At 71.0% G+C, this 21,939-nt stretch carries 16 protein-coding genes and 2 tRNA genes; 11 read left to right on the top strand and 7 right to left on the bottom strand.

What is annotated here, in order from left to right; all coding sequences use genetic code 11:
• Window positions 1-14 precede the first annotated feature (14 nt).
• Window positions 15-2,594, bottom strand: coding sequence for an aminopeptidase N (gene pepN / locus ACGFW5_RS00650; RefSeq protein WP_393831947.1), 2,580 nt, complete (start codon window positions 2,592-2,594; stop codon window positions 15-17).
• Between the two features lie 190 nt (window positions 2,595-2,784).
• On the opposite strand from pepN, the gene ACGFW5_RS00645 reads away from it, so the two are divergent.
• A complete protein-coding gene (locus tag ACGFW5_RS00645) occupies window positions 2,785-3,435 on the top strand; it encodes a DsbA family protein (RefSeq protein ID WP_393831946.1) in 651 nt (216 codons plus the stop codon).
• Between the two features lie 826 nt (window positions 3,436-4,261).
• Here the strand turns inward: ACGFW5_RS00645 and ACGFW5_RS00640 are convergent.
• The 3 genes from ACGFW5_RS00640 to ACGFW5_RS00630 all read right to left on the bottom strand — a co-directional run bounded on the left by ACGFW5_RS00640 (window position 4,262) and on the right by ACGFW5_RS00630 (window position 8,044).
• Window positions 4,262-4,903 (bottom strand): superoxide dismutase, encoded by a 642-nt coding sequence (locus ACGFW5_RS00640; RefSeq protein WP_393831945.1) that lies wholly within the window; start codon window positions 4,901-4,903, stop codon window positions 4,262-4,264.
• A gap of 212 nt (window positions 4,904-5,115) precedes the next feature.
• Window positions 5,116-6,525, bottom strand: a complete 1,410-nt coding sequence (locus ACGFW5_RS00635; RefSeq protein ID WP_393831944.1) for an amino acid permease — start codon at window positions 6,523-6,525, stop codon at window positions 5,116-5,118.
• Window positions 6,526-6,664: 139 nt separating this feature from the next.
• Complete coding sequence (locus ACGFW5_RS00630) at window positions 6,665-8,044, bottom strand: amino acid permease (RefSeq protein WP_393831943.1); 1,380 nt, start codon at window positions 8,042-8,044, stop codon at window positions 6,665-6,667.
• Between the two features lie 259 nt (window positions 8,045-8,303).
• On the opposite strand from ACGFW5_RS00630, the gene ACGFW5_RS00625 reads away from it, so the two are divergent.
• Both ACGFW5_RS00625 and ACGFW5_RS00620 read left to right on the top strand, forming a co-directional pair.
• Window positions 8,304-8,891 (top strand): biotin transporter BioY, encoded by a 588-nt coding sequence (locus ACGFW5_RS00625; protein WP_393831942.1) that lies wholly within the window; start codon window positions 8,304-8,306, stop codon window positions 8,889-8,891.
• A 203-nt stretch (window positions 8,892-9,094) separates the two neighbouring features.
• Window positions 9,095-10,054 (top strand): pyridoxal-phosphate dependent enzyme, encoded by a 960-nt coding sequence (locus ACGFW5_RS00620; protein ID WP_393832338.1) that lies wholly within the window; start codon window positions 9,095-9,097, stop codon window positions 10,052-10,054.
• Between the two features lie 97 nt (window positions 10,055-10,151).
• On the opposite strand, the gene ACGFW5_RS00615 is transcribed toward ACGFW5_RS00620, so the two are convergent.
• Window positions 10,152-11,621 carry an amino acid permease gene (locus ACGFW5_RS00615; RefSeq protein ID WP_393831941.1) on the bottom strand — a complete coding sequence of 490 codons (1,470 nt, stop codon included), beginning with the start codon at window positions 11,619-11,621 and terminating at the stop codon, window positions 10,152-10,154.
• A gap of 182 nt (window positions 11,622-11,803) precedes the next feature.
• Here ACGFW5_RS00615 and ACGFW5_RS00610 point away from each other — a divergent pair, with 182 nt between their 5' ends.
• Both ACGFW5_RS00610 and ACGFW5_RS00605 read left to right on the top strand, forming a co-directional pair.
• Window positions 11,804-12,292 carry a ribose-5-phosphate isomerase gene (locus tag ACGFW5_RS00610; RefSeq protein WP_393831940.1) on the top strand — a complete coding sequence of 163 codons (489 nt, stop codon included), beginning with the start codon at window positions 11,804-11,806 and terminating at the stop codon, window positions 12,290-12,292.
• A gap of 9 nt (window positions 12,293-12,301) precedes the next feature.
• Entirely contained in the window at window positions 12,302-13,111 is an 810-nt protein-coding gene (locus ACGFW5_RS00605) for an Fpg/Nei family DNA glycosylase (protein WP_393831939.1), read from the top strand.
• On the opposite strand, the gene ACGFW5_RS00600 is transcribed toward ACGFW5_RS00605, so the two are convergent.
• Window positions 13,099-14,328, bottom strand: a complete 1,230-nt coding sequence (locus ACGFW5_RS00600; protein WP_393831938.1) for a GNAT family N-acetyltransferase — start codon at window positions 14,326-14,328, stop codon at window positions 13,099-13,101. The genes ACGFW5_RS00605 and ACGFW5_RS00600 overlap by 13 nt on opposite strands.
• A 117-nt stretch (window positions 14,329-14,445) precedes the next feature.
• Here ACGFW5_RS00600 and ACGFW5_RS00595 point away from each other — a divergent pair, with 117 nt between their 5' ends.
• The 4 genes from ACGFW5_RS00595 (at window position 14,446) to ACGFW5_RS00580 (ending at window position 19,759) form a co-directional block, all read left to right on the top strand.
• A complete protein-coding gene (locus tag ACGFW5_RS00595) occupies window positions 14,446-15,591 on the top strand; it encodes a PP2C family protein-serine/threonine phosphatase (protein ID WP_393831937.1) in 1,146 nt (381 codons plus the stop codon).
• A 196-nt stretch (window positions 15,592-15,787) separates the two neighbouring features.
• A complete protein-coding gene (locus ACGFW5_RS00590; RefSeq protein WP_393831936.1) occupies window positions 15,788-16,594 on the top strand; it encodes an ABC transporter ATP-binding protein in 807 nt (268 codons plus the stop codon).
• A 192-nt stretch (window positions 16,595-16,786) separates the two neighbouring features.
• Complete coding sequence (locus ACGFW5_RS00585) at window positions 16,787-19,237, top strand: ABC transporter permease (RefSeq protein ID WP_393831935.1); 2,451 nt, start codon at window positions 16,787-16,789, stop codon at window positions 19,235-19,237.
• A gap of 327 nt (window positions 19,238-19,564) precedes the next feature.
• Window positions 19,565-19,759: a hypothetical protein gene (locus ACGFW5_RS00580; protein WP_393831934.1), complete on the top strand. Its 195-nt coding sequence runs from the start codon at window positions 19,565-19,567 to the stop codon at window positions 19,757-19,759.
• A 162-nt stretch (window positions 19,760-19,921) separates the two neighbouring features.
• On the opposite strand, the gene ACGFW5_RS00575 is transcribed toward ACGFW5_RS00580, so the two are convergent.
• Window positions 19,922-19,995, bottom strand: a tRNA-Gly gene (locus ACGFW5_RS00575).
• Between the two features lie 224 nt (window positions 19,996-20,219).
• Between ACGFW5_RS00575 and ACGFW5_RS00570 the strand changes: the two genes are divergently transcribed.
• Together ACGFW5_RS00570 and tig are read left to right on the top strand one after the other, a co-directional pair.
• Window positions 20,220-20,296 (top strand) — tRNA-Pro (locus ACGFW5_RS00570).
• A 203-nt stretch (window positions 20,297-20,499) separates the two neighbouring features.
• The gene (gene tig, locus ACGFW5_RS00565; protein ID WP_393831933.1) at window positions 20,500-21,885 is read left to right on the top strand and encodes a trigger factor; all 1,386 of its coding nucleotides are present in this window, start codon (window positions 20,500-20,502) and stop codon (window positions 21,883-21,885) included.
• Window positions 21,886-21,939 lie beyond the last annotated feature (54 nt).

Below are 21,939 nucleotides of genomic sequence, written 5' to 3'. Positions count from 1 at the left end.
CCCCCGATCGGGTGTCAGCGGGCGGTGGCCGCCGCGTCGCAGGCCTGGCCGCGCAGGGCGCGTGCCAGGTCGTCACGGGCCTCGACGACCAGGCGGCGCAGGGCGGGAGCCGCGTCCGCGTGCGCGGCGAGCCAGGTGTCGGTCGCCTTCAGCGTCGCCTCGTCGTCCTGGAGCCCGGGGAACAGGCCCCTGACGACGTCCATGCCGATCTGGATCGAACGGTCGGCCCAGACCCGCTCGATCGCCTCGAAGTACTTCGGGGCGTACGGCGCGGTCAGCTCGCGCTGCGAGGGCTGGTCGAAGCCCGAAATCGTCGCCTCCACCAGCGCGTTGGACAGCTGGTCCGACTCCACGACCTGCGCCCAGGCCTGCGCCTTGACCGCCGCCGAGGGACGCGCGGCCAGACAGCGCACATGATGGCGCTTGCCGGACGCGGTGTCGTCACGGGCCAGCTCCGCGTCGATGGCCGACTCCTCGACGACGCCGTGCGCGGCCAGCGGTTCGAGCAGCGTCCAGCGCAGCTCCTGGTCCACGTCGAGACCGTCGATCTTCGCGGTGCCCGCGAGCAGCCCCTGAAGGAGCTGGAAGTCGGAGCCGGAGACCGCCGTCGCCGCGAAGAAACGCGCCCAGGTGAGCTGGTGCTGGCTGCCCGGCTCGGCGAGCCGCAGCTCGTGCAGGGCGCCCGAGGCGAGCTGGGCCCCGCCCTCCGTGCGCCAGGCAGGCGCCGCGTAGTGGACGACCGCCGACCGCGCCCAGGAGTGCAGCATCTGGAGCACGCCGATGTCCGACTCGCGGCCCGCGTGCGCGAGGACGAGCGCGACGAAGTCACGGGCCGGCATCAGCGCGTCCCGCGTCAGGTTCCACAGCGCCGACCAGCACAGGGCGCGCGCCAGCGGGTCGCTCATGTCGCCGAGGTGGGCGCGCAGGGTGGTCAGCGAACCCTCGTCGAAGCGGATCTTGCAGTAGGTCAGGTCGTCGTCGTTGACCAGGATCAGATCGGGCCGCTCGGACCCGGCGAGCTCGGCCACCACGGTGCGCGGGCCCTCGACGTCGACCTCGGCGCGCGCATAGCGCACGAGCGCCCCCGACTCGTTGCGGTACAGGCCGACCGCGACCCGGTGCGGACGCAGTTCCGGGTGCGACGGCACGGCCTCCTGGACCACGGCGAGCTCGGTGATGCGGTCGCCCGCGTCATAAGTGGCCACCGGCGTAAGGGAGTTGACGCCCGCCGTCTGGAGCCAGGAACGCGACCACGTCGCCATGTCGCGCCCGGACACCTCTTCGAGGACCGAGAGCAGATCACCGAGGCGGGTGTTGCCGTAGGCATGCCGCTTGAAGTAACGCCGGGCGCCCTCCAGGAAGTCGTCCCGGCCGACGTACGCGACGAGCTGCTTGAGCACCGAGGCGCCCTTGGCGTACGTGATCCCGTCGAAGTTGAGCTTGGCGTCCTCCAGGTCACGGATGTCGGCCGTGATCGGGTGGGTGGACGGCAACTGGTCGGCGCGGTACGCCCACGCCTTGCGGTTGTTGGCGAAGGTCACCCAGCTGTTGGTGAAGCGCGTCGCCTCGGCCTGCGAGAACGAGCCCATGAAGTCGGCGAAGGACTCCTTGAGCCACAGGTCGTCCCACCACACCATGGTGACGAGGTCGCCGAACCACATGTGGGCCATCTCGTGCAGGATGACGTTGGCCCGGCGCTCGTAGGCGGCCTGGGTCACCTTGCCGCGGTAGATGTACTCCTCGCGGAAGGTCACAAGCCCCGGGTTCTCCATCGCGCCCAGGTTGTACTCGGGCACGAACGCCTGGTCGTACTTCCCGAACGGATAGGGGAAGTCGAAGTTGTCGTGGAAGAAGTCCAGGCCCTGCTTGGTGACGAGGAAGACGTCGTCGGCGTCGAAGTGCTTGGCGAGCCCCTTGCGGCACATCGCGCCGAGCGGGATCTCCAGGGTGCGGCCGTCGTCGAAGACGCGGGTGTAGGAGTCCGTGACGTAGTGGTACGGGCCCGCGACCACGCAGGTGATGTACGTCGAGATCGGCTCGGTGGGCGCGAAGCGCCACACCCCGTCGGGTTCCTGGCCGCCCGCGCCGTTGGACCACACCGTCCAGCCCTCGGGGGCCAGGGCCTCGAAGACGAAGGGCGCCTTGAGGTCGGGCTGCTCGAAGGTGGCGAACACCCGCCGCGAGTCGGCCGGTTCGTACTGCGTGTAGAGGTAGACCTCGCCGTCTTCCGGGTCGACGAAGCGGTGCATGCCCTCGCCGGTCCTGCTGTAGGCGCACTGCGCGTCGACCACGAGGACGTTGTCCTCGGCCAGGCCGTCCAGGGCGATCCGGCTGCCGTCGAAGACCTCGGCCGGGTCGAGCGCGCGGCCGTTGAGCGTCACCGAGGTCACCGCAGGGGCGACGAGGTCGGCGAAGGTGGCGGCGCCGGGGCGGGCCGAGCGGAAGCGGATCGTGGTCAGCGACCGGAAGGTGCGGGGCCCGTCCGGGGCGTCCCCGACCGCGGACCGCAGGTCGAGAGAGACGTCGTAGCCCTCGACGGACAGCAGCTCGGCCCGCTCGCGGGCCTCGTCGCGGGACAGATTCTCACCGGGCACGGGCACTCCTTTGTGTCTCGTTCGAACGGCTTCGATCCTCCCACGCCGCCGAGTCGGCGGCGGAGCGGGAACGCGATCGGCCCCAGGGGACGCGGGGACGGAATGCTTTCGGCCACCTTCGGTGTTCGGCCGTACAGACGCTTGCTTTTTCGTCGTGCCCGATGTTGAGCGCTGTTGCCCGAGGAGAGACATGCCCGAGAACGCCAAGACCCCCGTCGACTTCTGGTTCGACCCCCTGTGCCCCTGGGCCTGGATGACCTCGCGCTGGATGCTGGAGGTCGAAAAGGTGCGGGACGTCCAGGTGCGCTGGCACGTGATGAGCCTCGCCGTCCTGAACGAGGACCGCCTCGACGACCTGCCCGCCCAGTACGCCGAGAGCATGCGGCCCGGTGGCAAGGCCTGGGGCCCGGTACGCGTCGTCGTCGCGGCGCAGGAGCTGCACGGCGACGACGTCGTCGGCAAGCTGTACACCGCGCTCGGCACCCGCATCCACAACGAAGGCCTCGGTGTGACGCGCGAAGCCGTCGCCGCCGCGCTCAAGGACGTGGACCTGCCCGCCGCGCTCATCGACCACATGGACCAGGACACCTACGACACCCAGCTGCGTGCCTCCCACAAGAGGGGCATCGAGCTGGTCGGCCAGGACGTCGGCACGCCCGTCATCGCGGTGCCCGGCGCCGACGGCGGGCAGGTCGCCTTCTTCGGCCCGGTCGTCACCCCGGCCCCGCAGGGTGAGGCCGCGGCCAAGCTGTGGGAGGGCACCCTGCTCGTCGCCGCGACGCCCGGCTTCTACGAGCTCAAGCGCAGCCGCACGGTGGGCCCCGACTTCACCAACCTCTGACCCCCCGACACCGGCCACCCCCGCGCGACGCCGGCCCCCCAACAGGGCCCGCGCCCTGCGACCCCGGGTGCCCTACTGGGGGCGCGCCCTGCGACCCCGGGTCCCCTCCTGGGCGTGCGCCCTGTGACTTCGGGTGTGCTGCTGGGCGTGCGCCCTGCGAGTCCGGGTCCCCTCCTGGGCGTGCGCCCTGCGAGTCCGGGTCCCCTCCTGGGCGTGCGCCCTGCGAGTCCGGGTGCCCTACGAGGCCCGCGCCCTGCGACCCCGGGTGCCCTACTGGGCGTGCGCCCTGCGACGCCAGGTGCCCTACTGGGGGCGCGCCCTCCGACCCCGGGTGCCCTACTAGGGGCGCGGGGAACTGCGCGGGTGCCCCAGCACGGTCCGCACCTGAAGGCGGCGGGGTTGCTGGGGCTTCGCCCCAGACCCCGGGAGTCACCCCACCCCACCCCTTCCCGAAACCCTCCGGGGGCGGGAGAGGGGCTGAGGTCCAGGCTCCTGGGGCTCTGCCCCAGACCCCGTTCGCGCCTGAACGGCGCTCGTCCTCAAACGCCGGACAGGCTGAGGCGCCCCATGCCGCCCGGCACCGAGTAGTTCAGGGGCGCGGGGAACTGCGCGAGACGCCAGCACGGTCCGCAGATGTACCCGGAGTCAGGGGCGCGGGGAACTGCGCTGGGCATGTCGATGACGCGGGTACGCGAAGGGCCCCCGCGAGTCATGTCCTCGCGGAGGCCCTTCGTTCCATCCGCCCGCACGTGAAGGGTGAGAAGACGATCACGAGCAGGACGCCTGGCCGCGCCGAAGCCGGCGCGGAGTGCTGCGGGGCTACGGGCTACGGGGCCAGGATCAGGTTGTTGCCGGCCTGCTTGGCGGAGACGTACCGCTTCGCCACGTCCTGCCAGTTGACGACCCGCCACATGGCCTCGATGAAGTCGACCTTCTGGTTCTTGTACTGGAGGTAGAAGGCGTGCTCCCACGCGTCGAAGACCAGGATCGGCGTGGAGCCCTGGCCGACGTTGCCCTGGTGGTCGTAGATCTGCTCGACGACCAGGCGGCCGCTGACCGGCTCGTAGGCCAGGACGCCCCAGCCCGAACCCTGCGTCGTCGCGGCGGCCTTGGTCAGCTGGGCCTTGAACTTGGCGAAGGAGCCGAAGGACTCGGCGATGGCGTCGGCCAGCTCACCGGTGCCGTCCTTGTCCAGGGGCTCGCCGCCGCCGTCGCCGGTCATGTTGTGCCAGTAGATCGAGTGCAGGATGTGGCCGGAGAGGTGGAACGCGAGGTTCTTCTCCAGACCGTTGACCGAGCCCCAGGCGTCCTTGTCGCGGGCCTCCGCGAGCTGTTCCAGGGTGTCGTTGGCGCCCTTCACGTACGCGGCGTGGTGCTTGTCGTGATGCAGCTCGATGATCTCCGGGCTGATGACGGGTTCGAGCGCCGCGTAGTCGTACGGAAGTTCAGGAAGCGTGTAAATGGCCATGTCCGAGCCCTCCGACTGCTTACCGCAAATGCTTATTGCAACTGATGTGCAAGTGCACGCTACCAGCAGCTATGCGGGTTCGCAGGTAAGGGTGGCCTCACATGACTTCGGCAAAAAGTCCTGCGCCCCCGGGCGTAGGACCCGGGGGCGCAGGACAGTTGGGAGAGCAAAGGAGAGTAAGGGGAGAGCAGGGGGAGAGGGGCGGGGCTCGGTCAGGTGTCGAGCGGGACCCGCGCCGAGGACCGCTGGCGGATGTAACCGATGACGGCGAGCACCACCGTGAGGCCGCCCGTGTAGTACAGCTGCACCCGCGTGCCGTCCTCGCGGGCCATCAGGACGAACACCACCGCCATGCCGAGCAGCGCGATCCACGTGAGCCACGGGTACAGCCACATCTTCACGACGAGCGTGTCCGGGGCCTCGCGCTCGGTGCGACGGCGCAGCAGCAACTGCGAGGCGGCGATGAAGAACCAGACGACGAGGATGATCGCGCCGATGGTGTTCAGGAGCCACTGGAAGATGTCGTCGGGCCGCCAGTAGCTCAGCAGCACGCACACGAAGCCGAAGACGGAGGAGGTGACGACCGCGACGCGGGGCACCCCGCCGGAGATCTTCCCGAGCGCCTTGGGGCCCTGGCCGCGCGAGACGAGGGAGCCGGCCATGCGGGAGGCACCGTAGATGTTGGCGTTCATCGCCGAGAGCAGGGCGACCAGGATCACGACGTTCATGATGTCGCCGGCGTACGGGATGCCGAGGTGGTCCAGGGTCGCGACGTAGGGGCCCTTGGCGACGATGTCCTTGCCGGTCCACGGCAGCAGCGTCACGACGACCGCCATCGAACCGACGTAGAAGATCGCGATCCGCCACATCGCGGTGCGCACGGCCTTCGCGACGCCCTGCACGGGGTGTTCGGACTCGGCCGCGGCGATGGTGACCGTCTCCAGGCCGCCGTACGCGAAGACGGAGGCGAGCAGTCCGACGATCAGGCCGTCGCTGCCGTTGGGCATGAATCCGCCCTGGCCCGTGAGGTTGGTCAGGCCCGGTGCGTGGGTGTCGGGCAGCACGCCGACGATCGCGAGGACGCCGACGGCGAGGAACAGGACGATCGCGCCGATCTTCAGCGCGGCGAACCAGAACTCGAACTCGCCGAAGTTCTTCACGGCCGCCAGGTTGGTGCCGCAGAACAGCAGCATGAAGACGGCCACGAGCGCCCACTCCGGCACGCCCGGCAGCCAGCCGTGCACGATGCCGGCCGCGCCGATGCCCTCAAGGCCGACGGCCACGCACAGCAGGAACCAGAAGGCCCAGCCCGCGGTGAACCCGGCCCAGGGGCCCATCGCCCGCTCGGCGTGCACCGAGAAGGAACCGGATGCGGGGTTGGCGGCCGACATCTCGCCCAGCATGCGCATCACGAGCATGACCAGGGCGCCCGATATCGCATAGGCGAGGATGATCGAGGGCCCGGCCGCGGCGATCGCGGTGCCGGACCCGACGAAGAGTCCGGCGCCGATGACGCCGCCGAGGGCGATCATCGAGAGGTGGCGCTGCTTGAGGCCGTGGGTGAGCGGCGAGTCGGCCTTCAGCCGGTTGTCGTCCTGTGCGGGCGCGGTTGTCCGAGACATGGGCATGCCTGTTCAGTAGCTGATCCACCGGGGCGGCGGCACGGAGCCCACAGTCTTAGGGCGGCCCCGCTCAGAGGGAACACCCGACCGCTATGCGGACACCCGACTCACACAGTGTGAAGGAATGCGTGCATCTTGTTCACGGAGTCTTCACTGCGCGGCGCGTGCGCAACTCCCGTACCCCCGCCACCGCGAGGACCGCCGCCGTCGCGCCCGAGGACCACAGCACCTGAGGCCTGGCGGTGTCGTCGAACAGCATCAGCACCAGCACCGCCGCCATCGCGGCCAGCGCCGCCCGGGTGAGATGGGGGAAGGCCCACATCCGCAGCGTCAACGTCTCGGGCGCCTCGCGCTCGATGCGGCGGCGCAGCCGCAGTTGGGACAGCGCGATCAGCGCCCATACGAACAGGAGCACCGCGCCCACCGCGTTGAGCATGTAGAGGAACACCGAGTCCGGCCACTTCAGATTCAGCAGCACGGACACGAACCCGAAGGCGACCGACGCCAGGACCGCCCGGCGCGGCACCCCGCCCCCCGACACCTTCAGCAGACCCCGTGGCGCCTCGCCCCGTTCGGCGAGCGAGAAGATCATGCGCGACGAGCCGTACAGGTTGGCGTTGAGGGCGGACAGGAGCGCCACGAACACCACGATGTTCATGATCTGGCCCGCCGACGGGATGCCGATCGAGTCGAGGACCGCCACGTACGGGCTCTGGCCCGGCTTCATCGACGTCCACGGAAGCAGCGTCACGATGACCAGCATCGAGCCGACGTAGAAGAAGAGGATGCGCCACACCGCGCTGCGCACCGCGCGCCCGACCGCCCGCGCCGGGTCGTCGGACTCGGCGGCGGCGATCGTGACGACCTCCAGACCGCCGAACGCGAAGATCACCGCGAGCACCCCGGAGACCACCCCGCTCACCCCGGCGGGCAGGAAACCGCCCTGTCCGGTCAGGTTGGCCAGGCCCACCGCCGACGTGTCGGGCAGCACCCCGAAGATCGCGAGGAGGCCCAGCACCAGGAACGCCACGATCGCGAAGATCTTCAGGGCGGCGAACCAGAACTCGAACTCGCCGAAGTTCTTGACCGCGGCCAGGTTGGCGCCGGTGAACACCACCATGAAGATCAGTACCCAGGCCCACTGCGGCACCCCCGGCGCCCACCCGTTCGCGATCTTCGCGGCGCCGGTCGCCTCCACGGCGAGCACCACCACCAGCAGGAACCAGTACAGCCAGCCCACGCTGAACCCGGCCCAGCGGCCGAGCGCGCGCTCCGCGTGCACCGAGAACGACCCCGACGCGGGCATCGCCGCCGACATCTCGCCCAGCATCCGCATCACCAGCATCGCGATCGCGCCCGCGATCAGATACGAGACGACGATGCCAGGACCCGCCACCGCGATCCCGGCGCCCGACCCCACGAAGAGCCCCGCACCGATCACCCCGCCGAGGCCGAGCATGGTCAGATGGCGTTGCTTCAGCCCGTGCGAAAGGGGCTCGGCGGGCAAGGTGTCGTGCATGGCGCTCGTAACGTTCGGTTTATGGGGAACCTACAGTCTCACCGAGCCATGACCCCGGGCGCAAAAGGGATGCCCGACACGATCCCCGCAGTGACGAGGGTCACCCCGAACCGCGCATGAATCCCGCCCTTTGTCGAGACCCCACCAAGGCCCCAACGCCCGCTTTGTGGGCGGCTGCTGGTGATCCAGCGAGATTCAGTGGGCTAACGTCACCGTGTCCCCAGCACGTTCCGCTGTCCCACCACCTGCCGGAGTTCCGATGAGCACTGTGTCCGCCGCCGCCCCCCGCACCGGATCGGTCCTCGCCGACCTGCTTCCGGCATCCCGCACCAAGGACATCGCGCTCGTCGTGGGCGGCGCCGCGCTCACCGGCATCGCCGCGCAGATCGCGGTGCACATCCCGGGCACGCCCGTGCCGGTCACCGGTCAGACCTTCGCCGCGCTGCTCGTCGGCGCGGGCCTCGGCGCCGGGCGCGGTTTCCTGTCCCTCGCGCTGTACGCCCTGGTCGGCATGGCCGGCGTGCCGTGGTTCGCGAACGGCGACTCCGGCGCGGGCGGCGCCTTGTTCGGCTATGTGCTCGGCCTGCTGCTCGCCTCCACCGTCGTCGGCGCCCTCGCCCGGCGCGGCGCCGACCGCTCGGTGCTGCGCACCGCGGGCACGATGGTGCTCGGCTCCGCGCTCGTCTACGCGGTGGGCGTGCCCTACCTCGCCGCCTCGACCGGCATGTCCCCGTCCGCGGCGATCGCGGCCGGCCTCACCCCGTTCCTGCTGGGCGACGCCCTGAAGGCGGCCCTGGCGATGGGCCTGCTCCCGGCCGCGTGGAGGCTGGCAGGCCGCCGCGGCTGACCATCGCCGCACGCGCAGAACCCCGAAGGGCCCGGCATCTGCCGGGCCCTTCGGGGTTCTGCGCGTGCGAGCGGGCCGGCCACCTCGCTCCTGTGGGCACGTGTCACGCCCGTCCCTGAAAAGGCCGAGGCCGCCGCGCCGCGCCGGGGGGATGATGTGGGTCCGGTCATCGCAGACCGGATCACGCAACGGAGGCGAATGTGCTGATCACTGTCGCGGACGTGGAAGCCGCGGCCGAGCGGATCGCCGGCCATGTCATCCGGACCCCCACGGTCCCGAGCCCCGGGCTGTCCGCGCTGCTCGGCGCGCAGGTCACCGCGAAACTCGAACTGCTTCAGCGCACCGGCTCGTTCAAGGCGCGCGGGGCGACGGCGAAACTGCTCGGGCTGGGCACGGCCGAACGCGCCGCCGGGGTCGTGGCGGTGAGCGGCGGCAACCACGGCATCGCGGTGGCGGTCATGGCGGGCGCACTCGGCATCGAGGCGACCGTCGTCATGCCGCGGTCCGCGCCGAGCCGCGCCGTGCAGACCGCCGAGGCCGCCGGGGCTAGCGTCGTCCTCGCCGACACCATGGACGGCGCGTTCGCCCTTGTGGACGAGTTCACGACCAAGGGACTCACCCTGGTCCACCCCTTCGACGACCCCGTCGTCATCGCCGCCCAGGGCACGGTCGGGCTTGAGTTCGCGCAGGACGCGGGGGAGCTCACGGACGTACTGGTCAGCATCGGCGGCGGGGGTCTGATCTCCGGCGTCGCCGCCGCGCTGCACGGCCTCCGCCCCGGCGTACGGATCTGGGGCGTGGAGACCGAGGGCGCGCGAGCCATGGCGCAGGCCCTGGCCGCGGGTGGCCCGGTGCCGGTCGAACTGTCCTCGGTGGTCTCGACGCTGAGCGCCCCCAGCGCCTCGGCGCTCACGTACGAGCACGTGGCGGCGCTGGTCACCGACGTCGTCACAGTGACCGACGCCGAGGCCGTGCAGGGCACCCTCGACCTGGCCGACCACGCGAAGGTCTGGGCCGAGCCCGCCGCCGGCTGCCTGCTGCCCGCGGCACGCCGCGTACTGGAGCGCGTCGGTGAAGGCGCCAGGCTCGGCCTGGTGGTGTGCGGCGGCAACGCGACCACCACCGACGTGGCCGCCTGGGCCGAGCGTTTCGGCCTGCGGTGACCGCACGGGCCGGGAGATCGCCGTCGCATACGCGTGCGTACGCGGCGGCGATCTCCCGGCCAAGCGGCGCACGGCCGAGGAACGGATTCCTCGTCGGCTACGCCGAGGTGACGTCGTCCCGCACGCCGCTGCCCGCCGGGGCGCGCCGGGCGAGGACCTTCTCCTTCACCACCGCGATCACGATGACGATCGCCGCGACGAGCAGGGACAGGAGCACCTGCTCGCGCCCCGACTTGTCGAACAGCATGTAGACGAGGACGAAGGAGATCATCCCGATGGTCAGCCAGGTGAGGTAGGGGAAGCCCCACATCTTCACCGTCAGCTTCTCGGGCTGCTCACGCAGGATGATCCCGCGCATCCGCAGCTGGGTGCAGCAGATCACCAGCCACACGAACAGGGCGACCGCGCCCGAGGAGTTCAGCAGGAACGCGAAGACGGTGTCCGGCCACTTGTAGTTGAAGAAGACGGCCACGAAGCCGAAGACGACCGAGGACAGGATCGCGACCTGCGGCACACCCCGCTTGTTGGTGCGGGCGAAGACCTTCGGCGCGTCGCCGCGCTCACCGAGCGAGAACGCCATGCGGGAGGCGGTGTACAGGCCGGAGTTGAGGCAGGACAGGACCGCCGTCAGGACGATCACGTTCATGATCTGGTCGGCGTGCGGAATGCCGATCGTCTTCAGGGCCGCCACATAGGAGCCGTCCGCGACGATCGAGGGGTCGCTCCACTTCAAAAGGGTCAGCACCACGAAGATCGAACCGAGGTAGAAGACCGCGATCCGCCAGATCACGCTGTTGGTCGCCTTGGTGACGGCGCGGCGCGGGTCCTCGGACTCGCCGGCCGCCAGGGTGACGATCTCGGAGCCCATGAAGGAGAACACGACCATCAGGACGCCGGTGAGGATCGCGCCGTACCCCTTGGGGAAGAACCCGCCCGCGTCGGTGAGGTGGGCGAAGCCCGCACCGGGGTTGTCCGAGCCCGGCAGCACGCCGAAGACCGCGAGCAGACCGATGATCACGAACGCGCCGATCGCGACGACCTTGATCCCGGCGAACCAGAACTCGAACTCGCCGTACGAGGACACCGAGGCCAGGTTGCTCGCCGTCAGGACCAGCATCACGATGAGCGCCCAGCCCCACTGCGGGACCCCCGGCACCCACTCGTGCAGGATCTTCGCGCCGGCCGTGCCCTCGACCGCGAGCACCACGACCCAGAAGAACCAGTAGAGCCAGCCGATCGAGAACCCGGCCCAGCGGCCCAGCGCCCGGTCCGCGTACGCGGAGAACGAACCGGACGAGGGGCGCGCGGCGGCCATCTCGCCCAGCATCCGCATCACGAACACCACCATCACGCCGACCAGGGCGTACGACAGCAGAATGGCGGGGCCGGCCGCGGCGATGCCGGAGCCGGAGCCCACGAACAGGCCGGCGCCGATCACACCACCGATGGCGATCATGGACAGGTGGCGGTTCTTGAGACCGGCCTTGAGACCGCCGTCGGGCACCTGCGCATCACCGGGTTCACCGGGCAGGCGGTCTTCCTTCGCAAGGGACGGTTGCGAGGTCATGGACGTTTCCTTACGTCTTCGGAGCACTCGGGTCACGAGCCCGTGCATTGAAACCCGGACGGCTTCGGGACGGAAGACCTGAATCCGGATCGTTGTACGAGGCCGAAGGGCCCATGGGCACGGGACCGAAGTCCCCCACCCACGTGCCCCTTCCCGGCGTCGCGCATGCCACACTCGGGTACATGCGCGTGTACCTCGGCTCCGACCATGCCGGCTTCGAACTCAAGAACCACCTCGTCGAATGGCTCACGGCCCACGGCCACGAGCCCGTGGACTGCGGTCCGCACATCTACGACGCCCAGGACGACTACCCGCCGTTCTGTCTGCGGGCCGCCGAGAAGACGGCCGCGGACCCGGACGCGCTGGGCATCGTGATCGGCGGCTCCGGCAACGGCGAGCAGATCGCCGCGAACAAGGTCAAGGGCGTCCGCGCCGCACTAGCCTGGAGCGAGCAGACCGCGGCGCTCGGCCGTGAGCACAACAACGCCAACGTGATCTCCATCGGCGGCCGCATGCACACCGAGGCCGAGGCGACCAGGTTCGTCGAGATCTTCCTCGCCACCCCGTACTCGAACGAGGCCCGCCACACCCGGCGCATCGACATGCTCTCCGCGTACGAGACCACCGGCAAGCTCCCCGAGATCCCGGCCCACCACCCCCAGCAGGGCTGATCCCGGCCCATGCCCGAGGGTCACACCATCCACCGCCTGGCCGCCGACCACGACCTGAGGTTCGGCGGCCGGCCGCTGCGCGCCACCAGCCCCCAGGGCAAGTTCTCCGACGGCGCGGCCCTCGTCGACGGCCAGGTCCTGGAAGGCGCCGAAGCCCACGGCAAGCACCTCTTCCTCGGCTTCGGACCCGCGGGCTTGATCCACATCCACCTCGGCCTGTTCGGGAAGTACGGCCTCGGTGACGCCCCGGCCCCGCCGCCCACCGACACCGTGCGGCTGCGCCTGCTGAACGACACCGCATACGCCGATCTGCGCGGCCCGACGACCTGCGCGCTGATCACCGACGGCGAGAAGCAGGCGATACACGACCGGCTCGGACCCGACCCGCTGCGGCCCGCCGACACCGGCGACAAGGCCTGGCAGCGGATCTCCAGGAGCCGCACCACCGTCGCCGCCCTGCTCATGGACCAGAAGATCGTCGCGGGCGTCGGCAACGTCTACCGCGCCGAGGTCCTTTTCCGGCACGGCATCGACCCCTACCGGCCCGGCAAGGACCTCACCCGCGCCGAGTGGGACGCGATCTGGGCCGACCTGGTGGCGCTGATGCGCGAAGGCGTCCGGCTGGGCAGGATCGACACCGTACGCCCCGAGCACACCCCCGAGGCGATGGCCCGCCCGCCGCGCGTCGACGACCACGGCGGCGAGGTGTACGTCTACCGGCGCGCCCACCAGCCCTGCCACATCTGCGGCGCCGAGATCCGCACCGCCGGCCTCGCCGCCCGCAACCTGTTCTGGTGCCCCGGCTGTCAGAAGCCGTGAGGCAGCCACGGCGCGAGCTCGCTGCCGAACGCGGTCGACGCCTCGGCCAGGGCGCCGGGACGCAACTCCCGCACCCGGCCCGCCGCCGCGAACGAGGCGAGCGTGAACCCACCGAGATAGGCCGCGCCCAACTCCCGTACGGACAGCGCCAGTTCGGCCGGGTCCTCGGTCCGCACACAGGACGCGCCCTTCGCGTCGCCGGTCAGCCGCCAGCGGCCCGCGTTCCACGGACAGAACGCGTCCTCGACCTCGAAGACCACATCGACGGGCGCCGCATACGTCCGCGCCTCAAGCGCCGCGCCCACCTCCACCAGACGTACGTGCAGGCGGTCACGCAACCGCAGCCCGCACCGGCGCACGTCGGAGACCAGATGCTGGAACGGATCGTCGACCGGCCGGTTCCGCACCTTCAGGACGTTGGTCAGGTCGATGGCGAACAGATAGCGCCACAGCGCCGCGGCCGTCGCCGGATCCACAGCCTCCAGGTCGATCAGTGACACCGTGCCGTCCGTGCCCGTCACGCCCGTCGTCATGGCGACGTGATAGCGCGCGTATCCGACGACCTGCCCGTCGCGCTCGGCCAGCACGCACTGGAGCGGCGAGGCGCCCTGCCGGTAGGACTCCGGGTCGAGCGTGGTGAACCAGTCCCAGCCGGGCTGCCTGGCCAGCATGCCCGGACGCCGCGGCACCAGGCGCGCGTACAGCTCCTCGCACGCCGCGAGGGAGTCCTGCACCTTCACATACCGCAGCCGCACCTCGTCGGTGCCCGGCGGCACGTCCAGCCGTACCCGCGTCGTGTCGATCTCCGCGGACACGGCCATCGTGGCGATGCCGTACCCGAACCGCCCGTAGATGGCCGGTTCGGACGCGGTCAGGACGGCCAGCGCCTCTCCCCGCTCCCGCACGTCATCCAGCTGGCGCCGCATCATCGACGTGAGGATGCCGCGACGGCGGTGCGTGCCCATGACACCGACGCCGGTCACGCCCGCAGCCGGTACGACGGCCCCGCCGGGCACGCTCACGCGGAACGCGAACGTGCTGGTGGCGGCGACACACTGCGCGCCGTCCCACGCCGCGATCGACCGCCCCGGATCGATGAGCTCGGGCCACGCCGCCGCCTCCTCGGGGGCATCCGCCATCCCTCCGAAAGCGACCACGAGGGCGCCGTACCACTCATCCCACTCGGCCCGGTCCAGAACGCGCAGTTCGATGGTCATATGCCATGCCTAGCAGGGGGCACGCCTCCCGGGCGACCGGATTTCCGGCGGCCCGTCCGGGTCGGCCGTCAGGGGCCACCTGCGCACGGCACCACCGGCTGGATAGGGTCCTCGGCAATGGCACGTGCGATGAGAGCGGACTCGTTCACCGCCCGGTGGCGCAAGGCGCTGCACCGGGTCCGCATCGCGGTGCGCAGATCCGGCGTCGACTACTTCCGCGGCGACGGCTCCGACTGGATCGCGCTCGCCGCCCTGCTCCTCACCGTCCCCGCCATCACCTGCGCCACCCTCCTCGCCCCGGTGTGGTGCACCCCCTCCGCGCTCGTCCTGCCGATCGTGGCGGGCGGGCTCCTGCTGCGGCCCGCCAACCTGCTCGGCCTGTACGCGGCCGCCGCGGCCGCGCTGATCGTGGAATCGGTACGGCTCGGCCCGTACACCGCAGGACCCTCCCGGGTCACCCCCGGCACCGTTCTCGTCGTGGCGGCCTGTGGCCTCTTCGGGCTGCTCATCGCCCAGTTCAGGGCCCGCGTCGGCGTGCCCTGGCGGCGCGGCGGCACGATGCTCTTCGACCTGCGCGAACGCATCCGGGTCCAGAGCGCGCTGCCCCAGCTCCCCAAGGGCTGGCACCGCGAGATGGCGCTGCGCCCGGCGGGCGGCCAGTCCTTCTCCGGCGACTTCGTCGTCGCCGCCCGCACCGGCGGCGGCCGCACCCTGGAAATCGTCCTCACCGACGTCTCCGGCAAAGGCATGGACGCGGGATCACGCGCCCTGCTGCTCTCCGGCGCCTTCGGCGGCCTCCTCGGCTCGCTGCCCCCGCACGCCTTCCTGCCCGCCGCCAACGGCTACCTGCTGCGCCAGGACTGGGACGAGGGCTTCGCCACCGCCATCCACCTCGTCCTCGACCTCGACTCCGGCGACTACGAACTCCTCTCCGCCGGCCACCCCCCGGCCCTCCAACTCCACGCGGGCTCCGGCCGCTGGCAGGAACGGGCCGCCGAAGGGCCACTCCTCGGCGTCTACGACGGCGCCGAATTCCACCCCGCCAAGGGCTCCCTGGCGCCCGGTGACGTCCTGATGCTCTTCACCGACGGCCTGGTGGAAACCTCCGAACGCGACATCAGCGAAGGCATCGACCGCCTCACCGGCGAGGCCGACCGCTACGTCTCCACCGGCTTCGGCGGGGCGGCCTGGCACCTGATCGAAGCGGTGGCCAAGGACGTCAACGACGACCGCGCGCTGCTCCTGATCAGACGCGACGCCTGAGCATCGGTCCAAAGCCCCGTCGTGGGCGGGGGAGTGGCGCGAACGCGGCCCGCGGCCCGGCCCGCCCCCGGCCCCGGGTGGGGCCAGCCCCACCCTTGATCCACCGGTGACCGCCATGGCCCGTGCCCCGTCCCGGTCCGTACGTTCGAAGGGCCGGCGCGAGCGTGCCGGCCACGACGAGCGGAAGGCAGGGGCCATGGCACTGCGACGGTCCAGGAACACCCGGCGCGCGAACGCGGATGCGGCGTCCGGCCACGACCTGGCCGTCGAACTGCGCGGGGTGCGGCGGCAGTACGGGCGCGGAGGCTCGGCCGTGCACGCCCTGCGCGGCATCGACCTCGCCCTGCCCCGCGGCAGCTTCACCGCCGTGATGGGCCCGTCCGGGTCCGGCAAGTCCACGTTCCTTCAGTGCGCGGCGGGCCTCGACCGCCCCACCGAGGGATCGGTCAGGCTCGGCGGCACCGAGATCACCGGCATGAGCGAGAACAAGCTCACCGAGTTGCGCCGCTCCCGCCTCGGCTTCGTCTTCCAGGCCTTCAACCTGCTGCCCTCCCTGACCGTCGAGCAGAACATCGTCCTGCCGATGCGGCTCGCCGGGGACCGCCCCGACCGGCGGCGCGCGGCCCAACTCCTCGCTCAGGTCGGCCTCGACGGCAAGGGCGCGCGCCGTCCCGGCGAGCTCTCGGGCGGCCAGCAGCAGCGGGTCGCGATCGCGCGGGCGCTGGTCACGAGCCCCGACGTGATCTTCGCGGACGAACCCACCGGCGCCCTCGACACGACCACCGCGGCCGAGGTCCTGGCCCTGCTCCGCAACGCGGTGGACTCCCTCGGCGCGACGGTGGTGATGGTCACCCATGACCCGGCGGCCGCCGCCTACGCCGACCAGGTCCTGTTCCTGGCGGACGGCTCCCTCGTGGACGCGCTTCCTGCCGCCTCGGCGGGGCAGATCGCGGCGCGGATGACGGCGCTCACGCGGGGGGCGTTCGTCGGCGCGGCGGCCTGAGGCCCCACCCGCACCCGGCCCTGCGCGCCTTCGCCACGACGGAGGCGACCGGAGGTACGGGGCGCCCTACAGGCGCGCGGGGAACCGCGCGAGCAACCGTCCGCGAAGGACAGACAAAAGCGGGGTGAAGGGGCGCGGGGAACTGCGCACCCTTACCCCCTCCGACCCCCACCGCACTCCGCAGGAGCCCACGTGCACACCCCCAACGGCCTGGCCCGCGCGGCCCTCCGCTTCAAACCCTCGGCGTTCGCGGGAACCTTCGTCGCGCTCCTCATGGCCGCGATGATCGTCTCCGCGTGCGGGCTCCTGCTCGCGACCGGTCTCACCGCCTCCGTACCGCCGCAGCGCTACGCCGCCGCCCCCGTCGTGGTCGCGGCGGACCAGAGCCTGCACTACACGATCGGCTCCGGCGAGGACCGCGACGACGAATCGCTCGCCTTCCCCGACCGGGTCCGCCTCGACGACTCCCTGGTGGCGAAGGCCGCATCCGCCCCGGGCGCCGCGGCCGCGATCGCCGACCTCGCCGTCCCGGTACGTACCGGCAACAACGTCCGCGTCACCGCCCACACCTGGGCCTCCACCGCCTTCACCTCCCCCGGTACGAAGCCCGCGTCCGGCACGGCACCCCGCCCAGGTGAGGCCGTCACCACGACCGGCACCGTGGGCGAGCGCATCACCCTCGACACCCCGGGCGGCAGGCGCGAGTTCAGGATCTCCGGCACCGCGGGAGCCCCCGGCAGCAGCGACATCTGGCTGAACGACGCCGACGCCCGCACCCTGTCGGGCCACCCCGGCAAGGTCGACGCGATCGCGGTACTGCCCAAGCCCGGCACCTCCACCGCCACCCTGGCCGCCCAGGTGGAGCGGGCCGTCGGCCGCGGCGCGCTGGTGCACACCGGCGACGACCGGGCCACGGTCGAGGACGGGACCATCGCACAGGCCAAGGAGATGCTGGTCGGCCTCGGCGGCTCGTTCGGCGGCGTGGCCGCGATGGTCGCCGTGTTCACCGCCGCCGGCACCGTCGCGCTCTCGGTCGGTCAGCGCCGCCGCGAGTACGCCCTGCTGCGCGCCATCGGCGCCACCCCGCGCCAGATCCGCCGCACCATCGCCACCGAGACCTTTCTCGTCGCCCCGCTCGCCGGGCTCCTCGGCTGCCTGCCCGGCATCGCCCTCGCCACCTGGTGGTTCGGCCGGCTCCGCGACAAGGGCGCGATCCCGCCGGGGGTCGACCTCTCGCTCACCGTGCTGCCCCTTGCCATCGCGGTGGCCACGACCGTGCTGACCGCCCTGGGCGCCGGCGCCGCCGCGGCCCGCCGCCCCTCGAAGATCAAGCCCGGCCAGGCGCTCGCCGAGTCCGCCGTCGAGAGCCTGCGCCCCGGCTGGATCCGTACGCCGCTCGGTGTGCTCTCCCTGGTCGGCGGCTGCGCGTGCGCGGGCTTCGCCGCGTCCGAGACCGGCGAGAACGCCGCCAACGCGGCCCTCGGCGTCGTGCTGCTCTTCATGCTCGCGGTCGCCTCGCTCGGCCCGCAGCTGGCCCGTGTCTGCGCCGCCGTCCTCGGGCTGCCGCTGCGCGCGACGGGCGCCTCCGGCTCGCTGGCCGCCGCCAACACCCGTACGAACGCCCGGAGACTGGCCTCCGCGATCACGCCCATCGTCCTCGCGATGGCCTTCTCGTCCGTCCTGGTCTTCATGCACACCAGCGAGGACAAGGCGATCGAGGACCAGCAGCGGGCGGCCATCATCGCGAACCGAGTGGTCACTGACCCCGCGGGCCTCCCGTCCGACGCGGTGGCCCGGGCCGCGGCCACCCCCGGCGTCGAGACCGCGGTCGGCCTCACCCGCACCTCCGTCCTCATCCCGGACGGCGGCACCGGCTACACCCCCCGCGAAGCCTCCGTCCAAGGCGTCACCGGCACCGGAGCCGACCTCGCCAAGGTCCAGGACCTGGGCGTACGCGCCGGCTCCCTCGCCGCGCTCGCCCCCGGCACCGCCGCCGTCGACAGCTCCCTCGCCGACGCCGCACACGTACGCCCCGGAGACCGCCTCGCACTGCTGCTGCCCGACGGCACCAAGGCCGCCCCGAAGATCGTGGCCACCTACGAACGAGGCCTGGGCCTGGCCCAAGTCACCCTCCCACAGGGCGACTTGAAGGCCCATCTCAGCGCACCGAACCCCACCACCCTGCTCGCCAGGGCCACCCCCGCCGCGGCCGCGCCCCTCGCCGCACTCGGGCACGTCACCGACGCCGCGGGCTACGCCACCGCACAGAGTACGGACCGTGCGGTCAACGCCTGGGCCAACACCGTCATGGCTGCGGTCCTCGGCGGCTTCGCGGCCGTCGCCGCAGTGAACACCCTGGTGATGACGGTCTTCGACCGCCGCCGCGAACTCGGCACCCTGCGCCTGATCGGCACCACCCGCCGCCAGGTGCTCAGCATGATCCGCTGGGAGGCGCTGCTGGTGGTCGCGGCCGGTGTCGTCATCGGCACCGCGATCGCCCTGGCCACCCTCGTCCCCATGATGAACGGGCTGACCGGCCACGCCCCCTACGTACCGCCGCTCCTGTACGGCTCGTTCGCCGGCGCCATTCTGGTCCTGGGCCTGGCCGCGACCGGCCTCCCGGCCCGGGCGGCACTGAAGTGAGCCACGCTCCGGGCGCCGTACCGAAGGGGCCCCGCGCCCCCGTCGAGAACGGCGCGCCGCCCGTCGCTTGGCCGAAATCCGCCGAACTTCTGTAGGGAACAAGGAAGTTGAGTCGTCCCGGCAACGCAACGGCAGGGCGGGTCGCGAAAGGGCCTGCCCCCGCCGGGGCAGATGTATTCCACCCATCCGTTGGCCGAATTCTTGTCTTGGCGATCCGTCACCGGGGAACAACCAGAGGGGTGTTGGTGGCACGATAGTCACCGTGGGGGTGTGGGCGGCATGCTCCCGGGCCGGCAAGGCGGACCGACCAAGGGTGTGTGATCAGTTGTGGCCATCTCACTGTCAGTGGTGCTGCTGTTGGCGGTCATCCTCGTCGTGCTCATCCGCGGCGGCTCCATCAAGGCCGGCCCGGCCATCGTCGCCATACTGTTCGGCTTCTTCCTGGCCTCGACGGGCATGGCCCCCTCGATCCAGCATTTCCTGGACTCGATAGCGCAGTCGATCAACCAGATCAAGTTCTAGGGGCTCTTGTCCTCTCGTCACGAGGCCCCCGCCGCCCGGCGCGTGAGGCCCCGCCGGGTGCTCCGGGCGACGGGCCGACCGCCGGTCGTACCCCGGTCGCGAAACGGCGAGAGCCGGTACCCGCGTTCCGCGGACACCGGCTCTGACCTGCTGTTTCCTGCCTGGAGCGGGCGACGGGAATCGAACCCGCGTAGCTAGTTTGGAAGACTAGTGCTCTACCATTGAGCTACGCCCGCAAGCATCGCGCCGCAGGTCATCGCGACCGCGGCACGTAGAGCATCGTAGCGGGTCGCACCCCGCGCGTGCACACCGCGCCCCCTCCATGAGGGCCACGGAGCGCGCGAACCTCGCGAGACCACGTGCGGACCACATGAGGACCAACGTGAAGGCCGGGGGCCTCGCCGCCGAACAAAGCGGCCGACGCGTTGCCCGCGGGCATGTACCCTACGTCTCGCACCGACGGGGTGTGGCGCAGCTTGGTAGCGCGTCCGCTTTGGGAGCGGAAGGCCGTGGGTTCAAATCCCGCCACCCCGACCAGCATCACCGACGTCCGATCTCCGCGTCCTCCGCGTATGCAAGATCGCGTATCAAGATCACATTGTGGGTGGCATCCCGCTTGCGGTTACTATGCAAGCTGCGTGCCCGTGTGTCTGATGAATCCGATGTACCGGGCCCCATCCGCTCCAGACCGTCGGTCTGCGGCAGAACCCCAAAGAAGTCAGCCACAAGGAGACCGAACCGTGAAGAGCGCCGTGGAGACCCTGAACCCGACTCGGGTTCGGCTCACTGTCGAGGTGCCCTTCGAGGAGCTCAAGGACAGCCTCGACGCGGCGTACAAGAAGATCAACCAGCAGGTCACGGTCAAGGGCTTCCGTAAGGGCAAGATCCCGGCCCGAGTGATCGACCAGCGGTTCGGTCGTGGCGCCGTGCTCGAAGAGGCCGTCAATGACGCGCTTCCGAAGTTCTACACCGAGGCAGTCAACGAGGCGGAGCTGAACCCGCTGGGTCAGCCCGAGGTCGACATCACCGAGCTGAAGGACGGCGAAACGCTGAACTTCACCGCCGAGGTCGACATCCGCCCGGCCATCGAGATCCCGGACTACTCCGGCATCGAGGTCACCGTTGACGCCGTCGAGGTCAGCCACGAGGACGTCGAGAAGTCCGTGGAGCAGCTGCGCGAGCGCTTCGCCTCGACCTCCCCCGTCGAGCGTGCCGCCGAGGACGGCGACGTCCTGACGATCGACCTTCAGGCCAAGGTCGACGGCGAGGTCCTTGAGGACGGCGTGGCCGAGGGTGTCTCGTACACCATCGGTTCCGGCGAGCTCCTCGAAGGCATCGACGAGGCCGTCAAGGGCCTGGAGGCCGGTGGCGAGGCCACCTTCACCTCCGAGCTCAAGGGCGGCTCGGCCGAGGGCAAGGAGGCCGAGGTCACCGTCAAGGTCACCCAGGTCGCCGCCCGTGAACTGCCCGCCCTGGACGACGACTTCGCGCAGCTCGCGTCGGAGTTCGACACCCTGGACGAGCTCAAGGCCGACAGCCGCAAGCGCCTTGAGAACATGAAGCAGTACGACCAGGCCACCCAGGCCCAGGAGCGCGTCCTCGACGAGCTCCTGAAGCTGGCCGAGGTCCCGATCCCCGAGAAGCTCCTCGCGGACGAGATCCAGACCCGCAAGCACAACCTTGAGCACCACCAGCTCGGCCAGATGGGCATCGACCTCGCCAAGTACCTGGAGATCCAGGGCAAGACCGAGGAAGAGTTCACCGCCGAGACCGAGGAGCAGGCGGTCAAGGGCATCAAGACGCAGTTCATCCTGGACGAGCTCGTCAACAAGGAGAAGCTGAACGTCAACCAGGAGGAGCTCACCGAGCACCTCATGCGGCGTGCCGCCTCCTCCGGCATGAGCCCGGACCAGTTCGCCCAGGCCGTCGTCGAGGGTGGCCAGGTGCCGATGCTCGTCGGCGAGGTCGCCCGCGGCAAGGCGCTCGCCGTCGTCGTCGAGGCCGCCAAGGTCACCGACACCAACGGTGAGGTCGTCGACCTGGACGACGCCGAGGACGAGGCCGCCGAGGCCGCTGCCGAGACCGAGTCCGCCGAGGACGAGGCCGCGGAGAAGACCGAGGCCTGAGCCTCCTCATGACCCGCACAAGGGCCCGTACGCAGTCGCGTACGGGCCCTTGTC

The sequence above is a fragment of the Streptomyces sp. NPDC048416 genome, from assembly GCF_043200435.1.
In the GTDB taxonomy this organism is placed as follows: domain Bacteria; phylum Actinomycetota; class Actinomycetes; order Streptomycetales; family Streptomycetaceae; genus Streptomyces.
This window is presented reverse-complemented; position numbering and strand designations above follow the sequence as displayed.